The organism is Plantactinospora alkalitolerans (assembly GCF_015690345.1).
GTDB lineage: Bacteria > Actinomycetota > Actinomycetes > Mycobacteriales > Micromonosporaceae > Plantactinospora > Plantactinospora alkalitolerans.
Map to the genome: position 1 here is coordinate 1 of NZ_JADPUN010000176.1, position 18,101 is coordinate 18,101.

14 protein-coding genes are annotated in these 18,101 nt (G+C 71.0%); 11 read left to right on the forward strand and 3 right to left on the reverse strand.

Going from position 1 to position 18,101, the window contains the following annotated elements; translation table 11 throughout:
* The coding region (locus tag I0C86_RS18450) for a phosphatase PAP2 family protein (protein WP_407676320.1) at window positions 1-1,035 on the reverse strand (1,035 nt) is incomplete at its 3' end.
* 281 nt (window positions 1,036-1,316) lie between these two features.
* On the opposite strand from I0C86_RS18450, the gene I0C86_RS45090 reads away from it, so the two are divergent.
* The 6 genes from I0C86_RS45090 (at window position 1,317) to I0C86_RS18480 (ending at window position 8,769) form a co-directional block, all read left to right on the forward strand.
* Window positions 1,317-3,365, forward strand: a complete 2,049-nt coding sequence (locus I0C86_RS45090) for an acyltransferase family protein (protein WP_196202491.1) — start codon at window positions 1,317-1,319, stop codon at window positions 3,363-3,365.
* 78 nt (window positions 3,366-3,443) lie between these two features.
* The gene (locus tag I0C86_RS18460) at window positions 3,444-4,028 is read left to right on the forward strand and encodes a PadR family transcriptional regulator (protein WP_196202492.1); all 585 of its coding nucleotides are present in this window, start codon (window positions 3,444-3,446) and stop codon (window positions 4,026-4,028) included.
* Window positions 4,025-4,681, forward strand: coding sequence for an ABC transporter ATP-binding protein (locus I0C86_RS18465; RefSeq protein WP_196202493.1), 657 nt, complete (start codon window positions 4,025-4,027; stop codon window positions 4,679-4,681). Before I0C86_RS18460 ends, I0C86_RS18465 begins: the two co-directional genes overlap by 4 nt.
* 118 nt (window positions 4,682-4,799) lie before the next feature.
* Window positions 4,800-7,097, forward strand: coding sequence for an FtsX-like permease family protein (locus I0C86_RS18470; protein WP_196202494.1), 2,298 nt, complete (start codon window positions 4,800-4,802; stop codon window positions 7,095-7,097).
* Window positions 7,098-7,510: 413 nt separating this feature from the next.
* Window positions 7,511-7,942, forward strand: coding sequence for a thioesterase family protein (locus I0C86_RS18475; RefSeq protein ID WP_323373717.1), 432 nt, complete (start codon window positions 7,511-7,513; stop codon window positions 7,940-7,942).
* Window positions 7,939-8,769: an MBL fold metallo-hydrolase gene (locus I0C86_RS18480; RefSeq protein WP_196202496.1), complete on the forward strand. Its 831-nt coding sequence runs from the start codon at window positions 7,939-7,941 to the stop codon at window positions 8,767-8,769. Before I0C86_RS18475 ends, I0C86_RS18480 begins: the two co-directional genes overlap by 4 nt.
* 153 nt (window positions 8,770-8,922) lie before the next feature.
* Here I0C86_RS18480 and I0C86_RS18485 read toward each other — a convergent pair whose 3' ends face one another.
* A complete protein-coding gene (locus I0C86_RS18485; RefSeq protein ID WP_196202557.1) occupies window positions 8,923-9,861 on the reverse strand; it encodes a PfkB family carbohydrate kinase in 939 nt (312 codons plus the stop codon).
* 133 nt (window positions 9,862-9,994) lie between these two features.
* Between I0C86_RS18485 and I0C86_RS18490 the strand changes: the two genes are divergently transcribed.
* Window positions 9,995-10,369, forward strand: coding sequence for a nuclear transport factor 2 family protein (locus I0C86_RS18490; RefSeq protein ID WP_196202497.1), 375 nt, complete (start codon window positions 9,995-9,997; stop codon window positions 10,367-10,369).
* 389 nt (window positions 10,370-10,758) lie between these two features.
* The gene (locus I0C86_RS18495; RefSeq protein WP_407676317.1) at window positions 10,759-11,865 is read left to right on the forward strand and encodes a lytic polysaccharide monooxygenase; all 1,107 of its coding nucleotides are present in this window, start codon (window positions 10,759-10,761) and stop codon (window positions 11,863-11,865) included.
* 135 nt (window positions 11,866-12,000) lie between these two features.
* Here the strand turns inward: I0C86_RS18495 and asnB are convergent, their stop codons facing one another.
* Window positions 12,001-13,959, reverse strand: coding sequence for an asparagine synthase (glutamine-hydrolyzing) (asnB, locus tag I0C86_RS18500; RefSeq protein ID WP_196202559.1), 1,959 nt, complete (start codon window positions 13,957-13,959; stop codon window positions 12,001-12,003).
* A gap of 193 nt (window positions 13,960-14,152) precedes the next feature.
* Between asnB and I0C86_RS18505 the strand changes: the two genes are divergently transcribed.
* The 3 genes from I0C86_RS18505 to I0C86_RS18515 all read left to right on the forward strand — a co-directional run bounded on the left by I0C86_RS18505 (window position 14,153) and on the right by I0C86_RS18515 (window position 18,047).
* A complete protein-coding gene (locus I0C86_RS18505; RefSeq protein WP_196202498.1) occupies window positions 14,153-15,682 on the forward strand; it encodes an aminopeptidase P family protein in 1,530 nt (509 codons plus the stop codon).
* Between the two features lie 128 nt (window positions 15,683-15,810).
* Window positions 15,811-17,544: a RyR domain-containing protein gene (locus I0C86_RS18510; RefSeq protein ID WP_196202499.1), complete on the forward strand. Its 1,734-nt coding sequence runs from the start codon at window positions 15,811-15,813 to the stop codon at window positions 17,542-17,544.
* A gap of 20 nt (window positions 17,545-17,564) precedes the next feature.
* A complete protein-coding gene (locus tag I0C86_RS18515; RefSeq protein ID WP_196202500.1) occupies window positions 17,565-18,047 on the forward strand; it encodes a hypothetical protein in 483 nt (160 codons plus the stop codon).
* The last annotated feature ends 54 nt before the right edge of the window (window positions 18,048-18,101 follow it).

The following is an 18,101-nucleotide window of genomic DNA, read 5'->3' on the forward strand; positions in this document are numbered from 1 at the left end:
CTGACCGGTCCCGTCCTGACCGGTCTCGTCCTGACCGGTCTCGTCCTGACCGCTCTCGTCCTGACCGCTCTCGTCCTGACCGGGGCGCTGTGCACCGATCGTGGCGGACGGCGGGTCCACCGGCTCCGGGTCGGCGGTCGCCGGCTCCGCCTCGGACGGCCGGCGTCGGGCCTTGCGGGCCGCCCACCACCGTTCGGCGAGCCCGACAGCCAGGAAGGTCAGCCCCACGTACGCCCAGCCGACCAGTACGTCGATCACGTAGTGCTCACCGGCGTAGACCAGGGTGAAGGTCATCGCCAGCGGATAGCAGAGCAGCAGTGGCCACCAGCGCCGCCGGGTCACGCCGAGGAAGAAGACGACCACGAAGAGCGCCCAGGCGGTGTGCAGCGACGGCATCGCGGCCACCGGGTTCGAGGCGATCTGGCCGGCGTTGAGCAGGTTGCCAGCCCCGTGCATGCCGAACTCCTTCCACCCGCGGGTGGAGATCCGGGCGACCTCCTCCAGCATCCCGTACTGGGCGGCCCACCAGGGCGGCGCCGCCGGGTAGATGAAGTAGGTGACCAGGCCGCTGGCGCAGAGGAAGCCCCACCGGCGCATGAACGCCGCCCAGCGGGCCCGCTCCCGCAGCCAGAGCACCACCGCGGCGGCCAGGGTGACCACGAAGTGTGAGAAGTACACCCAACTGACTCCGACGTCCCACCAGTGGATGGCGTCCGGGTCGTAGAGGTGCTGTTGCAACCAGATTGTCGGCACCTGGCCGTCCATGGCCCAGCCGAACATCCACCGGTCGGCGACGATCAACTCCATGGCGTGTGGCGTCGCCCCGTTGTCCGCGAAGCCACGGGACAGGTTGTAGAGGGCCAGCAGCACCACCACGGGGAGCCAGTCCCGGGCGAAGCCCAGGTGGGTACGCCACGGCCGGTCGCTGCGCCACGCGATGGTGGCGGCCCAGAGCCAGGCGAAGGCGTACAGCGGGTCGGTCGGCAGACCGATCAGGAACCAGCCGGCGACGAAGGCCACCGACCAGATCGACATGGCGACGAGCCGACGACGGCGCAGGCCCTCCGGGGCCGGTGGGCCGGGTGGCGACGCGGGCGGGGTGTCGGTAACGGTAACGAGCATCGCCCACCAGGTTAACGGCGCCGCCAGGGAGGACTGCGAGAGGGACGACGGCACCGCGTCGAGCGGTCGACGGCCGCCGCCATCCGGGGCAGGCAGGCAACAAGGCGAGATTTCGCCTATTCCGGATAATACGCCTCTTCGGCCGCTTAGGATTCCCGGGGATTTGCTCGATATCGGTCGGCCGGGGAGCAACAGTGCCACCGTCCAAACAAGAACAGCTCTCGGTGTCGCAGGTGTCGTCCTTCCGCCCTGACATCGAGGGCATGCGAGCGCTCGCCGTCGTTCTGGTGGTGCTCTACCACGTCGGTACGCCGGGATTCGACGGCGGCTTCGTCGGAGTCGACGTCTTCTTCCTGATCTCCGGCTACCTGATCACCGGACTGCTGGTCAGGGAGCGACAGACAACCGGGCGGATCAACCTGCGTCGGTTCTACGCCCGGCGCATCCGCCGGCTGCTTCCCGCGTCGCTCGTGGTGGCGCTCACCACCTTCGGCCTGGCAAAGCTCGTCCTGTCGCCGTTGGGACTGCTCGACCTGCGACAGGACGCCCTTGCCACCCTGGGCTACCTGGCCAACTACTGGTTCGCGCTTCGAAACACGGACTACCTGCACGATCACGTCGGGGCGTCGCTGTACCAGCAGTACTGGTCCCTGGCGGTGGAGGAGCAGTTCTACCTGGTGTGGCCGGTGCTGCTCATCGGTGGTTGCCTCGTGCTGAACCGGCTCGGGGTCGTCAACGCGGCTCGGGTGGTCATCGCCAGCGTGCTCGCCGGGTCGTTCGCGTTGAGCGTCGTCCTGACGACGTCCGCCCAGCCGTGGGCGTTCTTCAGCCTGCCGACCCGCGCCTGGGAACTGGCCCTCGGCGGTCTGCTCGCCCTCTTCCTCGGTCGAGCGGGTTCCTGGCCGGCACCGCTGGCGCAGGCGCTTGGCTGGTGCGGGCTTCTGCTCATCCTCGTCGCGCCGCCGTTGCTGGTGGAAAGCGCGACATTTCCAGGGTGGGCCGCAGCCGTACCGGTGATCGGGGCGGCGATGGTGATCTCCGTAGGGACACGTCATCGCGGGCCGCTGCAGACAGTGCTCGGCAGTGCTCCGCTGACCTTCATCGGCCGGCTGTCGTACTCGATATACCTGTGGCACTGGCCCCTGCTGGTCCTGGCCGGTGGAATCCGTGGCGGTTCTCTGTCCTGGCCGGCCCGGGGAGCCGTGCTTGCCGGGACCGTGGTCGTCGCGTGGCTGACCTATCGACTGGTGGAGAACCCGTTACGGCATCAACGATGGCTCAGCGCGAGGCCCGTCTGGTCGATAGCCGTCGGTGCCGCCAGCACCGCCGTCGGCGCTGCCGCCGCCGTCCTGATCGCGATACCACCGGTTCTTCACGTCGATCGCACGGCCGAGCCCGTCGCCGGCTCCGCCATCGGGCAGGAGGACTGGACCAGCTACGTCCCGAGCAACCTCAACCCTCCCCTGCGGTCCGCCGGAGCCAATTTCCCGTCGATCTTCTCCGACGGCTGCCACGCCGACTTCCACGACGAGGTCGTCCAGAACTGCGTGTACGGGCAGGCCGGTTCGGAGGTCACCGTGGTCCTGTTCGGCGATTCACATGCCGCCCAGTGGTTTCCGCCGCTGAGAGCGGTCGCCGACCGGCGCGGGTTCCGTCTCGTGTCGTTGACGAAGTCCGGATGTCCGAGCGCGAGCGTACGCAAGGTGAGCAATTATCTCGGCCGCGAATACCACGAGTGCGACGAATGGCGCTCCCGAGCCCTCGACCGGATCGCCACGGAGCGGCCCGAGCTGGTGATCATCGCGAACAGTACGAACGCCACTCACGATGGGGCCGTTCCGAAGCAGGAGTGGCTGGCCGGTATGGAAAAGACTCTCGACCGGCTCTCCTTCGTACCACGTCTGACAGTGCTGGCCGACACCCCCTATGCCGACGCCGACGTCCCGGGCTGCCTGTCGGCACGGCTCTCTGCCGCGTTGGCCTGCAGTCTTCCCCGAGCCACCTCCGTCAACGTCGACTTGAGTCGGAGCGAGGCAGAACTGGTACGCGGCAAGGGCCGCCAGGTGCGCGATCTCAACGACTACCTCTGCTCCGCGCGGGAGTGCCCGCCGATCATCGGCGACACCCTGGTCTACATCGACAGACACCATCTCAGCCCGCAGATCACCCTCACGCTGGGCAACGTCATAGAACGACACGTGCTGTCGAACGTCACCGCTTCCGGGCAGACGGAGCCCGACTAGCGCGGTGCGGAACGGCTCGACCCGGCGCCACTAGCAACTGGCTTGCTAGCGTAGCAACTCGATTGCTAGTGTCCCGACATGTCAGTGTCCCGGATCCTCCTCGGACTGCTCGAACCGAGCTCCCAGCACGGTTACGTGCTGCGGCGCCGCTACGACGAGTGGTTCGGCACCAGTCGGCCGCTCAAGTCGGCCCAGGTCTACGCCACCCTGAACCGGCTCGACCGCGACGGGCTGATCAGCCTCGCCGGGGTCGCCGCCGGAGTCGGCCCCGACCGTCGGGTCTACGCCATCAGCGAGGCCGGAGTCGTCGAGTTGGACCGCTGGCTCGACGAGCCGGACGTGCCCGAGGTGACCGCCAGCCGCAAGGTTCTCTTCGCCAAGGTGCTCATCGCGCTCTCCAGCGGCCGGCCCGCCGAGCCGATGCTCGACCGACAACGCCAGGCACACCTGGCCCGGATGCGCGAGCTGCGGGTCCAGCGGCAATCCGGCGATCTGCTCGGGCAACTCGACGCCGACTTCGAGATGTACCACCTCGACGCGGATCTCCGGTGGATCGACGGCGCGGCCGCCCGGCTCAACCGGCTGGCCGCGCTCGTCAACGCCGCCCCCGACCCGGCGGCGGCCGTACCCGGCACCCACGGCGCGCGGCAGGAGAACCGATGATCCTCAAGGCCAGCAACCTCGCCATCCGATTCGGCCAGACCGTCGCGCTGCGCGACGCCGACGTGGCGATCTCCCCCGGCGAGATCGTCGCCATCATGGGGCCGTCCGGGTCCGGCAAGTCGACACTGCTGCACGTGCTCGCCGGCATCCTCCGCCCCGAGCACGGCGAGGTACACCTCGACGAACAGCGGATCGACAACCTCTCCGACAGTCGGCGCAGCAGACTGCGGCTCCGCTCGTTCGGCTTCGTCCTCCAGTTCGGCGACCTGGTCCCCGAGCTGTCGCTGCGGGAGAACGTCGAACTGCCGCTGCGGCTGCTCTCCGCCCCCAGGGCCGAGGCCCGGACCCGCAGCAGGGAACTGCTCCGGCAGCTGGAGGTGGACGACCTGGCCGACCGGCGCCCCGGCCAGGTCTCCGGCGGCCAGGCGCAACGGGCGGCGGTGGCCCGGGCCCTGGTGCACCGGCCATCGGTCATCTTCGCCGACGAGCCCACCGGCGCGCTGGACAGTGCCGCCGGTGAGGTGGTGCTGGACGCGCTGACCGGACTGGCCCGCAAGGAGGGCAGCGCCGTCGTGATGGTCACCCACGAGGCCCGGGTCGCCGCGTACGCCGACCGCACCGTCTTCCTCCGCGACGGACGGGTAGCAGCGTGAGCGCGAGGAGTGAGCCGGGTTTGCGAGCCCCGCAGTCCCGAACGAAAAGCGAAACCGTGAGCGCGAGGAGTGAGCCGGGTTTGCGAGCCCCGCAGTCCCGAACGAAGGGGGTAGCAGCATGAGGCGCTGGGTCTGGCTCGGGCTTCGGCTGTCGATCGGCTCCGGGCGGGGCGGACTGCTGCGTACCGCGCTGATGTCGTCGGGGGCGGCGCTCGGCGTACTGCTGGTGCTGGGCGCCCTCGCCACCGTCTCGGTCGCCGGGGCGCAACACGAGCGGGCGCAGGCGCGTACCCCGGTGTGGGACGAGACGGGCGCGAGCGCGACCACGCTGCGGGTGACGGACATCGGGGACGGGATCGGCAACCGGCCGCTGCGGCGTACCGTCGTGGCCGGAGTCACCGCCGACAGCCCGCACCCGCCGGGCATCGCCGCGCTCCCCCGGCCCGGGGAGATCATCGTCTCGCCGGCACTGCGCGACCTGATCGCCGACGACCCCCGGGCCGCCGGCCGGTTCCCGCAGCGGATCGTCGGCACGATCACCCAGGCCGGCCTGCTGGCCCCCAACGAACTGCTGGCGTACGTCGGCACGGACCCTGCCCCGCCGCCGCCACCGGAGCATGCCGAACTCCGGGAGCACCAGCCGGTCACCGGCTTCGGCGCCCCCCTTCAGTACGCCCTCGGCGCGGAGAGTTCCGGCCCGGACGCCTTCACCCCGGCCCGACTGCTCGGGCTCGCCTTCGCCCTGTTCGTGCTGGTGCCGTTCGGCGTCTACCTGGCCACCTGCGCCCGGCTGTCGGCCTCCACCCGGGATCGCCGGATCGCCGCGCTGCGCCTGCTCGGGGTCTCGGGTCGAGAGGCGACCCTGGTCAACGCGGTGGAAACCGGAATCGTCACCTCCGCCGGTGCCCTGCTCGGCCTGGCCGGGTACGCGCTGCTCGGCCCGCTCTCCCAGGGCTGGCGGATCGGCCGGCTGCACTGGTACGCCGCCGACCTCTCCCTGCCGGCCATGGTGATCGTGGTGGTGCTGACGGTCACCGTCGCCTACGCGGTCGCGATCGGGGTCGTCGCCACCTGGCCCGCCCGGACCAACCCGCTGGCGGTACGCCGGGACGCGCCGAGCCGCCGACCCGGGCTCTGGCGGCTGTTTCCCCTGCTCGCCGGGCTGGGTTGCGCGGCGCTGGCCGCCGTGCTCGGCGGAAAGGATCCGGGGCAGCCCGAGGCTCTCCTCTTCGCCGGCGCGCTACTGCTGACCGGGCTGGCGCTGCCGCTGGCCCTGCCGACCCTCGGATACGCGGCGGCCGGGCTGGTGGCCCGGTTGCCCGGTACCCCGGTCTGGCTGGAGCTGGCCGCCGCCCGGCTGCGCCACGCCCCCGGCGTGGCACCGCGGCTGGTCGCCGCGCTGACCGTGATGATCTACGTGGCCGGACTGGGAACGCTCGGCGTCGGCCTGCTGGCCAACGACCGGGGGCTTGTGCCGACCGACGACCGGGGCGGGGCCGAGCTGTACCAGGTCCTCGGGCCCGGTTCGGTGCCGACGGCCGAGCTGCGGCAGCTGCCCGGCGTCCAGGTCGTCGACCTGCGCAGCGTCCAGGCGACCGTCGACGGCCGAGCGAGCACCCTGCTCCTCGGGGCCTGCGCCGACCTCACCGGCACCTTCGTGCTCCGGCCCGGGGAGACCTGTGTGGACGGCACGACCTACCGGCTGGAGTTCGATGGGGGGTATGGCTGGGCCGGGCCCCCGGAACCCGGTACCGAGGTGGTCACCGAGGGCGGGGTCCGGATCCCGGTTCCGGAGCAGGTCCTGCACCTGACCGCGCGGTTCAACATGGCCCAACTCGGTGAACTGCTGATCCCCCGCCAGTCACCACTCGGCGCCACGCTGGAATCCTCGGCGCTGTTCTGGCCGGCGCTGGTCGCCGCCGACCTGGCCACCGCCGACCGTGCCGCGCGGGTTGTCGCGGCCCGTTCGCCGGCCAGCTTCCTCCAGGGCAACTTCGGAACGCGACAGGGCTTCGACGGCAACCTGCTGGTGACACTGCTGGTCACCGGGCTGACCGTGAGCTTCGTGCTCGGCATCGGCGCGTTCGCCGCCGCCGCGGTCGACCGGACGATGGAACGCCGCCGTGGCAACGCCACCCTGTCCGTGGTCGGCACCAGCCCCCGGACCATCACCGCCGGGGAGGTGGCGTTCGGGGCACTGCCGCTGACCATCGGACTCACCCTGGCAAGTCTCGCCACCGCCGCGCTGGCGGCCACCCTGGCCAGCCTGCTCGACCTCGCTATGGGGCGGGTGCTCGACCGGATCGCCCCGACCCTCTGGCTCGCGGCCGGCGCCCTGGTGGTGGGGCTGGTGCTGATCGCCGTACCGGCCTGGCTGACCCAGCGGATCACCGCCGAGCAGTTGCGCCGGCCCTGATCGGGGGCGAGTCAGCAGGGACGGCTGGTGTCCCGGGCCGGTCGGTCGCCGTTACGCGGCCCGGCCGGCCCGGGACGACGGACGTCCGGCATCGGGACGACGGACGTCCGGCGTCGACGAGTGCGCGGGCCACGGGCGGGGCGCAGCGGGCAGTTGCCGGCGACCTCCGCACAGCCGCCGCCGGTGCCGTTGCTCCGGTTGCTTCCGCATCCGACCGCGCCGCCCACGGACTCGCGGCGCAGCCACCACGGGTCCCCGGCAGCGGGGCTGTCGACCATCCGATCGTTTCGGTCCCGGTCAGGCGTGTCGCCGACCGGCGCAGCCGGAACATCTAGGCTCTGCCCATGGAACAGCAGCGCCCCGTCGAGCCGGAGTCGGCCCGGGAACCGGGGTCGGGCCAGGAGTCGGAGCAGGTGACGGGCCAGCGGCAGGAACGCGAGCGTCCGCCCGAATCCGAGGGCGTCTTCCCACCGGGGCTGACCGCCCGGGTCGAACTGACCGTCACCGACGTCGACACCGCGCAGGCGGTCGGCTCGGGAGACGTACCCGTGCTCGGCACGCCCCGGGTGCTGGCACTGGCCGAGGCGGCCACGGTGGCCGCGACGGCCCGCCGGCTGCCACCGGGAATGACCACCGTGGGCCTGCGGGTCGAACTGGACCACCGGGCACCGACCCCGGTCGGTCGGACCGTCGTGGCGCAGGCCCGGCTGGCAAAGGTCGACGGGCGACGGCTGCTGTTCGAGGTGACCGTCACCGAGGGAACGACGACGGTCGCGGACGGCCGGGTCGAGCGGGTCATGGTCGACCGGCAGCGCTTCGTGGACCGGGCGCTCGGCAACTCATGACCGTCGCCTTCACCGAGATCGCCGACCGGGTGTACGTGCTGCGACAGCCGATGCTCGACGTCAACGTCACCCTGGTGCTCGGCCACGGCGAGGCGCTGGTGGTGGACACCCTCTCCACCGCCGCCCAGGCCGCCGAACTGGTCGCCGCGGTCCGGGTGCTCACCTCGGCCCCGTTGACCGTGGTCAACACCCATCACCACTTCGACCACTGCTTCGGCAACGCCACCGTCGCCGCCGACCAGCACCGACCGGTGTACGCCCACCAGGCGACCCTCCAACTCCTCCGCGAACACGCCGCCGCGTGCCGCCGGGACGCGTACGACGAGATGCTGAACGCCGATCCCGGGCTCGCCGCCGAACTCGCCCGGACGACGATCCTCGCGCCGACGCACGCCGTACACCAGGAATCCACGGTGGATATCGGTGGCCGGACGGTGCTCCTGCGGCACCTCGGGCGGGGCCACACCGAGGGCGACCTGGTGGTGCAGGTGCCCGACGCCGACGTACTGGTCACCGGTGACCTGATCGAGGAGAGTGGGCCACCGGCGTTCGAGGACGCGTATCCGCTGGAGTGGGTGGAGACGGTGGCCGAGCTGCTCCGGCTCACCACCCCGGGCACCATGGTGGTACCGGGACACGGCGCCGTGGTCGGCCAGGACTTCATCCAGGTCCAGCACGACGACCTGGCCACGATGAGCTGGCTGATCCGCAACGGTGACGCCGACCGGGCGCCGGCCGAGCGGGTCGCCGCGCGGACCCCGTTCGACCCGGAAGCCGGGCTCACCGCCGTCCGGCGTGGATACGCCGAACTGCGCGGCGACGCCTGACCGGATCCCGCCGCCGCGAGCGGCCGTGCCGGCTCCACGAGGCCGTGCCGGGCAGACCGGCCACGTCCGGCCGGTTACCAGGTCGGGTCGGAAATCGGCGGGTCGCATCTTGCCGCGTCAGATTCGGAAAGCGGCGGGTCGCATCTTGCCGCGTCAGGTCGGAAAGCGGTGGGCCACCTCTGCCCGGGTCGGCATCGCGACCGCGCCGCCGGGTGACTCGCAGACCAGCCCGGCGACCCGGAGCGCGTAGCCGACCCGCTCCAGCCAGCCGGTCGGCTCCGTCGGCGACCCGTCGATGATCAGGTCGGCGATCAGGGCCGCCATCACCGAATCGCCGGCTCCGGTCGCGTCGACCGCCTCGACCACGGGGGCTGGCAGCCAGACCGGTGCTCCGCCCGTGCCCGTCGAGACCAGTGCGCCGCGCGCCCCTGCGGTGATCACGACGGTGCCGGCCCCGAGAGCATGCAGCCGCAGCGCCACGGCCTCGGCCGATGCCTCCCCGTACAGCACCTCGGCATCGGCGGCGCTCAACTTCACCAGGTCGGCGGAGCAGACGAAGCCGGCCACCACCTCCCGCAGGTCGGCGACCGCGGCCTGGTCCGGCAGCAGCCGGGGCCGGACATTCGGATCGAAGACCCGCAGGCCGGTGGCGAGCGCCCAGGCCCGCCGGGCGGCGGCGAGCACCGGCGGGCAGAGCAGCACGATCGAGCCGGCGTAGAGCACCGCCGCGTCAGTGATCAGCGGTACGTCGAGATCCTCCGGCCCGAGCAGCCCGTAGGAGAGCGGCTCACCGTAGAACCGGAAGTCCGGCTCGGCTCCGGCGAAGGTGGCCACCCCGAGCGTGGTCGGAGCGGGTCGCACCACGACGCCCTGCCGGCCGACCCCGGCGGTGTCGAGGAAGCCCCGGATCCGCCCGGCGAGTACGTCGTCACCGAGCGACCCGACGAATTCCACCTCGGCGCCGAGCCGGGCCGCCCCGACGGCGACGTTGAGCGGCCCCCCGCCGATCGCCTGCCGGTACACCGGTTGCCCGTCGTACTCCCCGTCCAACAGGTCGACCAGTGCCTCGCCGAGCACCACCGCGTAACCCATCGCGCCTCCCCGATCCATCGCCGAGCACCATGCCGATCCCGATAACCCCGCGTCTGACCCACCCGTCGATGCCATCCCCGTACCCACGTCCTGACCGCGCTGATGTCACACCTCGCGAGCACACTCCGGCGTCATGACGACGGCACACGAGACTGTCTCGAAATACTGGACCATCTGCGAGGCGCGCGACTGGACGGGCTTCGCCGCACTGCTCGCCGAGGACGTGGTCTACGACCTGCCACAGCCCCGCCAGCGGATCAACGGACGCGACGCGTTCGTACGCTTCAACGTCGAGTATCCCGGCGACTGGCACGTGACGGTCGAGCGGGTGGTGGGCGAGGGCGCGCACGCGGCGTCGTGGGTCCGGGTCGCCGTGGACGGGGAGGACCTGCCGGCGCTCTCCTTCTTCGAGTTCGACGATGCCGGTCTGATCGTCCGGATCACCGAGTTCTGGCCGGAGCCGTACGACCCACCGGCCGGTCGGGAGCACCTGGCCGAGAACTACTGATCCGATCCGATCCCCGATCGGTCCGATCCGATCCCTGGTCAGCTTCCCGGCCGGTCGACCACGGTCGATCGGCCGGAAGTGTCTCATCGAGATCTGCCTATTGCGTCGGAGCCGGATTCGTGATGCGATTGCCCGTACCGAGCCAGTGCGGGGGCTGACGCGCTGTGCCGGGTGCCGGCAGGGGCCACGCCGAGGAGCACACATCCGTGATCGGACTGTGCGCCGTGTCGCCGCCTGCCGTCCGGCAGATACCAGCCCACCACCCTCCGGGGCAGGCCGGCGATACCGCAAACAGTGTCGGAAGCGGGCGCCCGCCTGCCGCGGGTCCCCCGCAGGTTGCCCGCAGCGTCAACTTCCCGCTGCGGTACCGCCCCCAGAAGGAGAACTCGGTGAAACGTCTTCGCAGGATCGCGGTGCTCGGCGCCGTGGCCGCGCTTACCGCCGGCGTGATCGCGGTGGTCAATCCCAGCCCGGCCGTCGCCCACGGTGCCGCAATGGCACCGGGCAGCCGTACCTTCCTCTGTTGGAAGGACGGGCTCAGCCCACAGGGCGACATCCGCCCCAACAACCCGGCGTGCGCGGCGGCGGTCGGGCAGAGCGGGGCCAACTCGCTCTACAACTGGTTCAGCGTGCTGCGCTCGGACGCGGGCGGCCGGACCACCGGTTTCGTTCCGGACGGGCAGCTCTGCAGCGGTGGGAACAGCAGCTTCAGCGGCTACAACCTGGCCCGCAACGACTGGCCGCTGACCCACCTCACCGCTGGCGGGAACTTCAACTTCAAGTACAGCAACTGGGCCCACCACCCCGGCACGTTCTACTTCTACGTGACCCGGGACGGTTTCAGCCCGACCAGCGCGCTGAACTGGAGCAGCCTGGAGAGCACGCCGTTCCTGACGGTGACCAACCCGCCGCAGCAGGGCTCGGTCGGCAGCAACGAGGGCCACTACTACTTCAGCGGGCAACTGCCGAGCGGTAAGAGCGGCCGGCACATCATCTACTCCCGCTGGGTCCGTTCGGACAGCCAGGAGAACTTCTTCGGCTGCTCCGACGTGGTCTTCGACGGCGGAAACGGCCAGGTGACCGGGGTCGGGTCGGGCGGCACGAACCCCACCAACCCGCCGACCAGCCAGCCCACCAGCCAGCCCACCAGCCAGCCGACCAACCCGCCGACCACGGCACCGGGTGGCTCGGCCGGCTGCTCCGCCGCCTACCGCCTCACCGGTAACTGGTCCGGTGGCTTCCAGGCGGACGTGACGGTCAGCAACACCGGAACCTCGTCGCTCAGCGGCTGGACCGTCCGGTGGACCTTCGCGAACGGCCAGACCATCGGCAGCCTGTGGAACGGTACGCACAGCCAGAGCGGAAGCTCGGTGACGGTGCGCAATGTCGGTCACAACGGCAATCTCGCACCCGGTGGGACCGGGACGTTCGGCTTCACCGGCAGCGTCAGCGGCAGTACCAACGCCGTGCCGACGCTGACCTGCAGCAGTCCGTAACCACCACCGCACACCGAACGGGCCCGGCGCCGATGGCGCCGGGCCCGTTTTCGGTGAGGTGAGGTGAGGTGAGGTGTTAGGAAGGGGCCCTTCTTCTACAGAAAACGATAAGAAGGGGCCCTTCCTTTCACTTTGTCAGCGGACCATGCTGCCGACTACCGGCTTGGTGAGGAGGGCGGACTGGTTGCGCTGGATGCCCGGGTCGAGGGTGCGGGCCACGAAGATCGCATGCCAGACGCAGAAGATGAGGACCGTCCAGATCTTGCGGGAGTGGTCGGCCTCGCCCCGCCGGTGCTCCTCGAGCAGCCGCATCGCGTACGACAGGTCGAGCAGGTCACCCGCGCCGGAGATCGAGAAGATGTGCCGCGCCCAGTCGTACATCTCGCCGGCCAGCCAGACTCGGGTCGGGGTCGGGAAGCCCAACTTCCGCCGGTTGACGATGGCCGGCGGAACGACGCCCTGCAGGGCCTGCCGCATCGCGTACTTGGTGGCATCGGAACGGGGCGGCAGTTTCAGGTCGACCGGAATGCCGGCGGCGACGTCGAAGACCTCACGGTCGAGGAACGGCACCCGCACCTCCAGCGAGTGCGCCATCGAGATCCGGTCCGCCTTGACCAGGATGTCGCCGCGCAGCCAGGTGTAGAGGTCGATGTACTGCATCTTGGTCACGTCGTCCAGTTCGGTGGACTCCGCGTAGATCGGGGCGGTGACGTCGGTGTACCGCACCGAGGGGTCGTACCGGCGCAGCAGGTGCTGCTTCTCCTCCTCGGTGAACATCCGGGCGTTGCCGTAGTAGCGCTCCTCGATCGGGGTGGTGCCGCGCTCCAGGAAGCTCTTGCCCTTCACCCCCTGCGGAATCGCCTTGGAGACCGCGCGCAGCCCCTTCTGGACCCCGCCGGGCAGGCCGTTGACCGCACCGAGCGACAGCGGCTCCCGGTAGATGGTGTATCCGCCGAAGAACTCGTCCGCGCCCTCGCCGGAGAGCACCACCGTGACGTGCTCGGCGGCCTTCTTCGCGACGAAGTAGAGCGGCACCAGGGCCGGGTCGGCGACCGGGTCGTCCAGATGCCAGACGATCTTCGGCAGCGCCTCCATCATGTCCTGCGGCCCGATCTTCGTCGGGATGGTGGTGACCCCGAGGTGCCGGGCCGAGTCCTGGGCCACCTCGATCTCCGAGTACCCGTCGACGTCGTAGCCGACGGTGAAGGTCAGGATGTTCGGGTTGAACTCCCGGGCCAGCGCCACCACGGCGGTCGAGTCGATGCCGCTGGACAGGAAGCAGCCCACCGGTACGTCGGCACGCATGTGCATCCGGACGCTCTCCCGCAGCGTCTCGCGGATCCGGTCGTACAGCTTCTGCGGCTCCTGGACCGGGGCGGGCCGGAACACCGGCCGGTACCAGCGGCGTACCTCGATCTGCTGGCCCGGCGTCCAGGTCAGGTACTCCCCCGATCCGATCCGGCTGATCCCCTGGTGCAGGGTGCCGGGCTCGGGGACGTACTGGAGGGTCAGGTAGTGCGACAGGCTGGCGGTGTCCACGCCCGCGTCGCCGGCGTGCGCCGAGGGGGCGAAGGGCAGCAGCGCCTTCTTCTCCGAGGCGAGGTAGAGACCGTCCCGGGTCTGCAGGTAGTGCAGCGGCTTGATCCCGAAGTTGTCCCGGGCGCCGAAGGCCCGGCGCAACTGCCGGTCCCAGATGACGAAGGCGAACATCCCGCGCAGCCGGGTGAGCACCTGCTCGCCCCAGTAGTGGAACCCGGCGACGATCACCTCGCCATCGCCGTTGGTGGAGAACTGGGCGCCGTAGTCGCGGGCCAGTTCCTCGCGCAGCTCGATGTAGTTGTAGATCTCACCGTTGAAGGTCAGCAGGTAGCGGCCGTTCGCGTACGGCAGCGGCTCGTGGCTGAGCGCCACGTCGATGATCGACAACCGCTTGTGCGCGAAGACGGCGTCGGTGTACCCGTCCGGCGTCGAAATCACCTCTACACCGGTCTCGTCCGGTCCTCGGTGGTGCAGGCATTCCAACGCGCCGGCCAGGGCGTCCCGATGCGCGCCGGCGTTGCCGTGCGCGCTGAAAAAGGCCAGGAGTCCGCACATGGCGGTCATCTTTCCACGCGGACCTGTGCGGCGTGCCGGCACCGCCGGGAGACCGGACCCGGTCCGGCACGGTACCGTCGGATCACGCCAGAAGCGGGATCAGGTCAGCCGGACGAGGAACCGGATCGACCTCGCGAGGATCCGACCAGACGTCGCGGGAGATCGGGCCGAGCCGGACGAGGGAGGAGCGGCGATGTCCGACGAGCGGACCGACATCACGGCAGAGCCGGGACAGACTGACCCGGCCCGTACCGAGTCACACGACCCGGACTTCCCGGAGAAGTTCCTCGAGTTCATGCGGCAGGGGTGGCGGGACAGCACGCTGCCGGTCGGGCCGCGCCCCGAGGTGCCGAACTACGCCAAGCGCCGGGCGGCACTGTCGGCCGCGCTGGCCGGTGAGACCCTGGTGATCCCCACCGGTCCGGAGAAGGTCCGGGCGAACGACACCGAGTATCCGTTCCGGCCGGGCAGCGACTTCGCATATCTGACCGGCGACCACGCTCCCGACAGCGTGCTGGTGCTCCGCCCGAACGGCTCCGGCCACGACGCCGTGCTGTACATGCGGCCCCGGTCGTCCCGGGACAACGACGAGTTCTTCCGCAGCCGCAACGGCGAGTTGTGGGTCGGCCGCCGGCACACCCTGGCGGAGAAGTCCACCGAGCTGGGCATCGAGACCGCGCCGCTGGAGGAGCTGGCGGACGCGCTGGCCGACTGCGCCCCCCGGCGGACCCGGGTGCTGCGCGGGCTGGACCCGTCGGTCGACGCCGCCGTACGTTCGTACGAGCCGCGCAGGCCGGAGGCGCCGGCCGCCGGGCAGGAGGAGCAGCCGACCCCGCTCGGCCGGGACCGGGAACTGGCCGCACTGCTCGCCGAGCAGAAACTGGTCAAGGACGAGTGGGAGATCGCCCAGCTCCAGGAGGCGATCGACGCCACCGTACGCGGCTTCGAGGACGTGGCCCGGGTGCTGCCGGCCGACCGGCCGGTGACCGAGCGGCTGGTCGAGGGAGTCTTCGGGCTGCGGGCCCGGCACGACGGCAACGGCGTCGGCTACAACTCGATCGTCGGCTCCGGTGAGCACGCGACGATTCTGCACTGGATCCACAACACCGGCCTGACCCGGCCGGGTGAACTTCTGCTGATGGACATGGGGGTGGAGGGGCACAACCTCTACACCGCCGACGTCACCCGGGTGGTGCCGGTCTCGGGCACCTTCAGCCCACTGCAACGGCAGGTGTACGACATCGTCTTCGCCGCACAGCAGGCCGGCATCGACGTCATCCGGCCCGGGGTCGCGTTCAAGGACGTGCACCGCACCTGTATGCGGGTGCTCGCCGAAGGACTCTCCGACCTGGGGCTGCTGCCGGTCAGCGTGGACGAGGCGATGGACGAGGAGTCGATGGTCTACCGCCGGTGGACGCTGCACGGCTTCGGGCACATGCTCGGGATCGACGTACACGACTGCGCCAACGCCCGCAAGGAGCAGTACCGGGACGGCATCCTCGGCGAGGGCTACGTGCTCACCGTTGAGCCCGGGCTCTACTTCCAGCCCGAGGACGACCTGGTTCCCGAGGAGTTGCGCGGAATCGGCGTACGCATCGAGGACGACGTGCTGGTCACGGCGGACGGCGCGGTCAACCTGTCGGTGGGGCTGCCGCGCCGGGCCGACGAGGTGGAGGCGTGGCTCGACGCCCAGCGCACCGCCGGCCCCCGGCTGCCCGGCTGAGCTGGCCGCGAGCCGGGCGGCTGAGCCTGGCCCGAGTCCGGCCGGCAGCCATCGCCGACGGTCGCTGCCAGCAGTCCGCGACGGTACGATGGCGCTGCGTCATCACCCGAACGGTAGGGAAGGCGTCCGTGCACGAGAGCAACCTCGGCGAGCCGCCCCGGGCCCCGACCAAGAGCGTGCTGAGGCTGGCCTTCGCGCTCGCCGGGGTGGTCGCCTTCGTCTGCGGCTACGTCGGGCTGTACCAGCACCTGTCCAGGTCCGGCGAGTACGGCCACACCCCGTTCGACCTGTTCTACTACGACCTGCAGCTCTTCGTGCTCGGCGCACCGCCGCTGGACGAGGGTGGGCCGTTCCCTCCGCTGCTGGACATCGCCCGGTTCGCGGCACCGGCCGTCACCGCGTACGCCGTGGTGGAAGCCTGCCGGCTGCTGTTCGCCACCGAACTGCGTCGGCTCCGGGACCGGAACGCCCGCGGACACGTGATCGTCTGCGGCGACGGCCTCGTGGCGGACACCCTGACCCGCCGGCTCCGGGCCGCCGGCCGGCGGGTGGTGACCGTACGCTCCGACATCGGCACGGCGTCCGGGGTGGGCGGGGTGGCCCGGGCCGCCCGGGATCCCAGCGTGCTGCACGGTGCGGGGATCAGCCGGGCCCGAGCCGTCTACGCCTGCACCGACGACAGCGCCACCAACGCCGCGATCGGACTGGCGGCGGCCCGGCACGGCCGCTCCCCGCTGGCCGTCTACGCCCAGGTCGGCGATCCCGAACTCTGCCTGGCGTTGCAGGCCCGGCATCTCGGTCTGGCCCGGCAGCCCGGCGCCCGGCTGGACTTCTTCAACGTCGACGACCTCGCCGCCCGGAAGCTCCTCACCGAGGAACCGCTGATCGCCGTGGCCGGGCGGCCACCCCGGGTGGTGATCCTCGGGGCCACCGCGTTCGGCCGGGCGGTGCTGGTCGAGCTGGCCCGACGGTGGCGGGTACGCGACCCGCACGGCACCCACATGATCCCGCTGGCGCTGGTCGACGAGTCGGCGACCGAGGTGGCGGCCCAGCTCACCCACCGGTACCCGTTCCTGGCCCGGGTCTGCCGGATCATCCCGCTCGACGGCGGGCTCACCGACCTGCCGCAGCGGCTTCCCCGGATCGGGTTCCCGTTGCCTCCGGACCGGGTCTTCATCTGCTACGACGACGAGGAGCAGGCGCTGAAGACCGCGTTGACCGCCGAGCAGTTGTGGCACGGCGGCCCCGGTTCGATGGTCGTCCGGTTGGACCGGCTGGCCAACCTGCGGGAGGCGTTCGGCAGCGGACACGGCATCGGCGTCCTCGACGACCTCTCCGGGGCGCTCCGGCTCTACGGCGTGGTGCACGCCGCGTGTGATCCGGCGCTGATCGGGGACGATCTGGTGGAGCGGTTGGCCCGGGTGATCCACGAGAGCTACGTGGTGGCCCGCCGCCGGCACGGCGAGCAGCCCGGCACCAACCCGTCGCTGGTGCCCTGGGAGGAACTCTCGGAGACCCTGCGGAGGGCCAACCGGGAGCAGGCCAAGGACATCGGGCGCAAGCTGCGCGAGCTGGGCTGCGCCCTGTCGCCGCGGGTCGGGCCGGGCGACGAGCACGCCCTGGCGGAACCGGAGATCGAGCGGCTGGCGATCCTGGAGCACCAGCGCTGGCTGGCGGAGCAGCAGGCCGGCGGCTGGCAGTACGCCCCCGACCGCGACGACGCGCGCCGTCTGCACCCGGCGTTGAGCCCCTGGGAGGATCTACGGGAGGATCTACGCGAACGAAACCACGAGGCGGTCCGGGAATTGCCGGTCATCCTGGCCGACGCGGGCTTCAGGATCGTCCGGGTCGGGCACGCGTAACGACGAACGGACGGTGCTCGATGGCCCGCATCGGTGTCACTGGTCATGTAGTGCTCGCCGACGGAACCGCAGATCTGGTCTACGCCCGGTTGACCGAGGAGCTACGGCCGTACGCCGGGCCGGACCTGCTCGGGATAACCTGCCTCGCCGACGGCGCCGACCAGCTCTTCGCCCGAGCGGTCCTCGCCTCCGGCGGCAGGTACGAGGTGGTCATCCCCGCCCGGGACTATCGGCGGCGGGCGGTCGAGGCGCACAACCTGGCGACCTTCGACGACTTGCTACGCCAGGCGAGTTCGGTGTCGTACATGCCGTTCCCGCAGTCCGGCCGGGAGGCGTACCTGGCGGCGAGCATGGAGATGCTGCACCGCTGCGATCGCCTGTTCGCCGTCTGGGACGGCCGACCGTCGGCCGACGTGGGCGACACGGCGGACGTCGTACAGGCCGCGCACGCGCGCCACCTGCCGGTCACCGTGCTCTGGCCGACCGGGGCGCGGCGGCGCTGACCGTACGGTCCGGGCCGGCTCGGCGTCCGGTTCCGCGATTGATGTCCGCTTCTA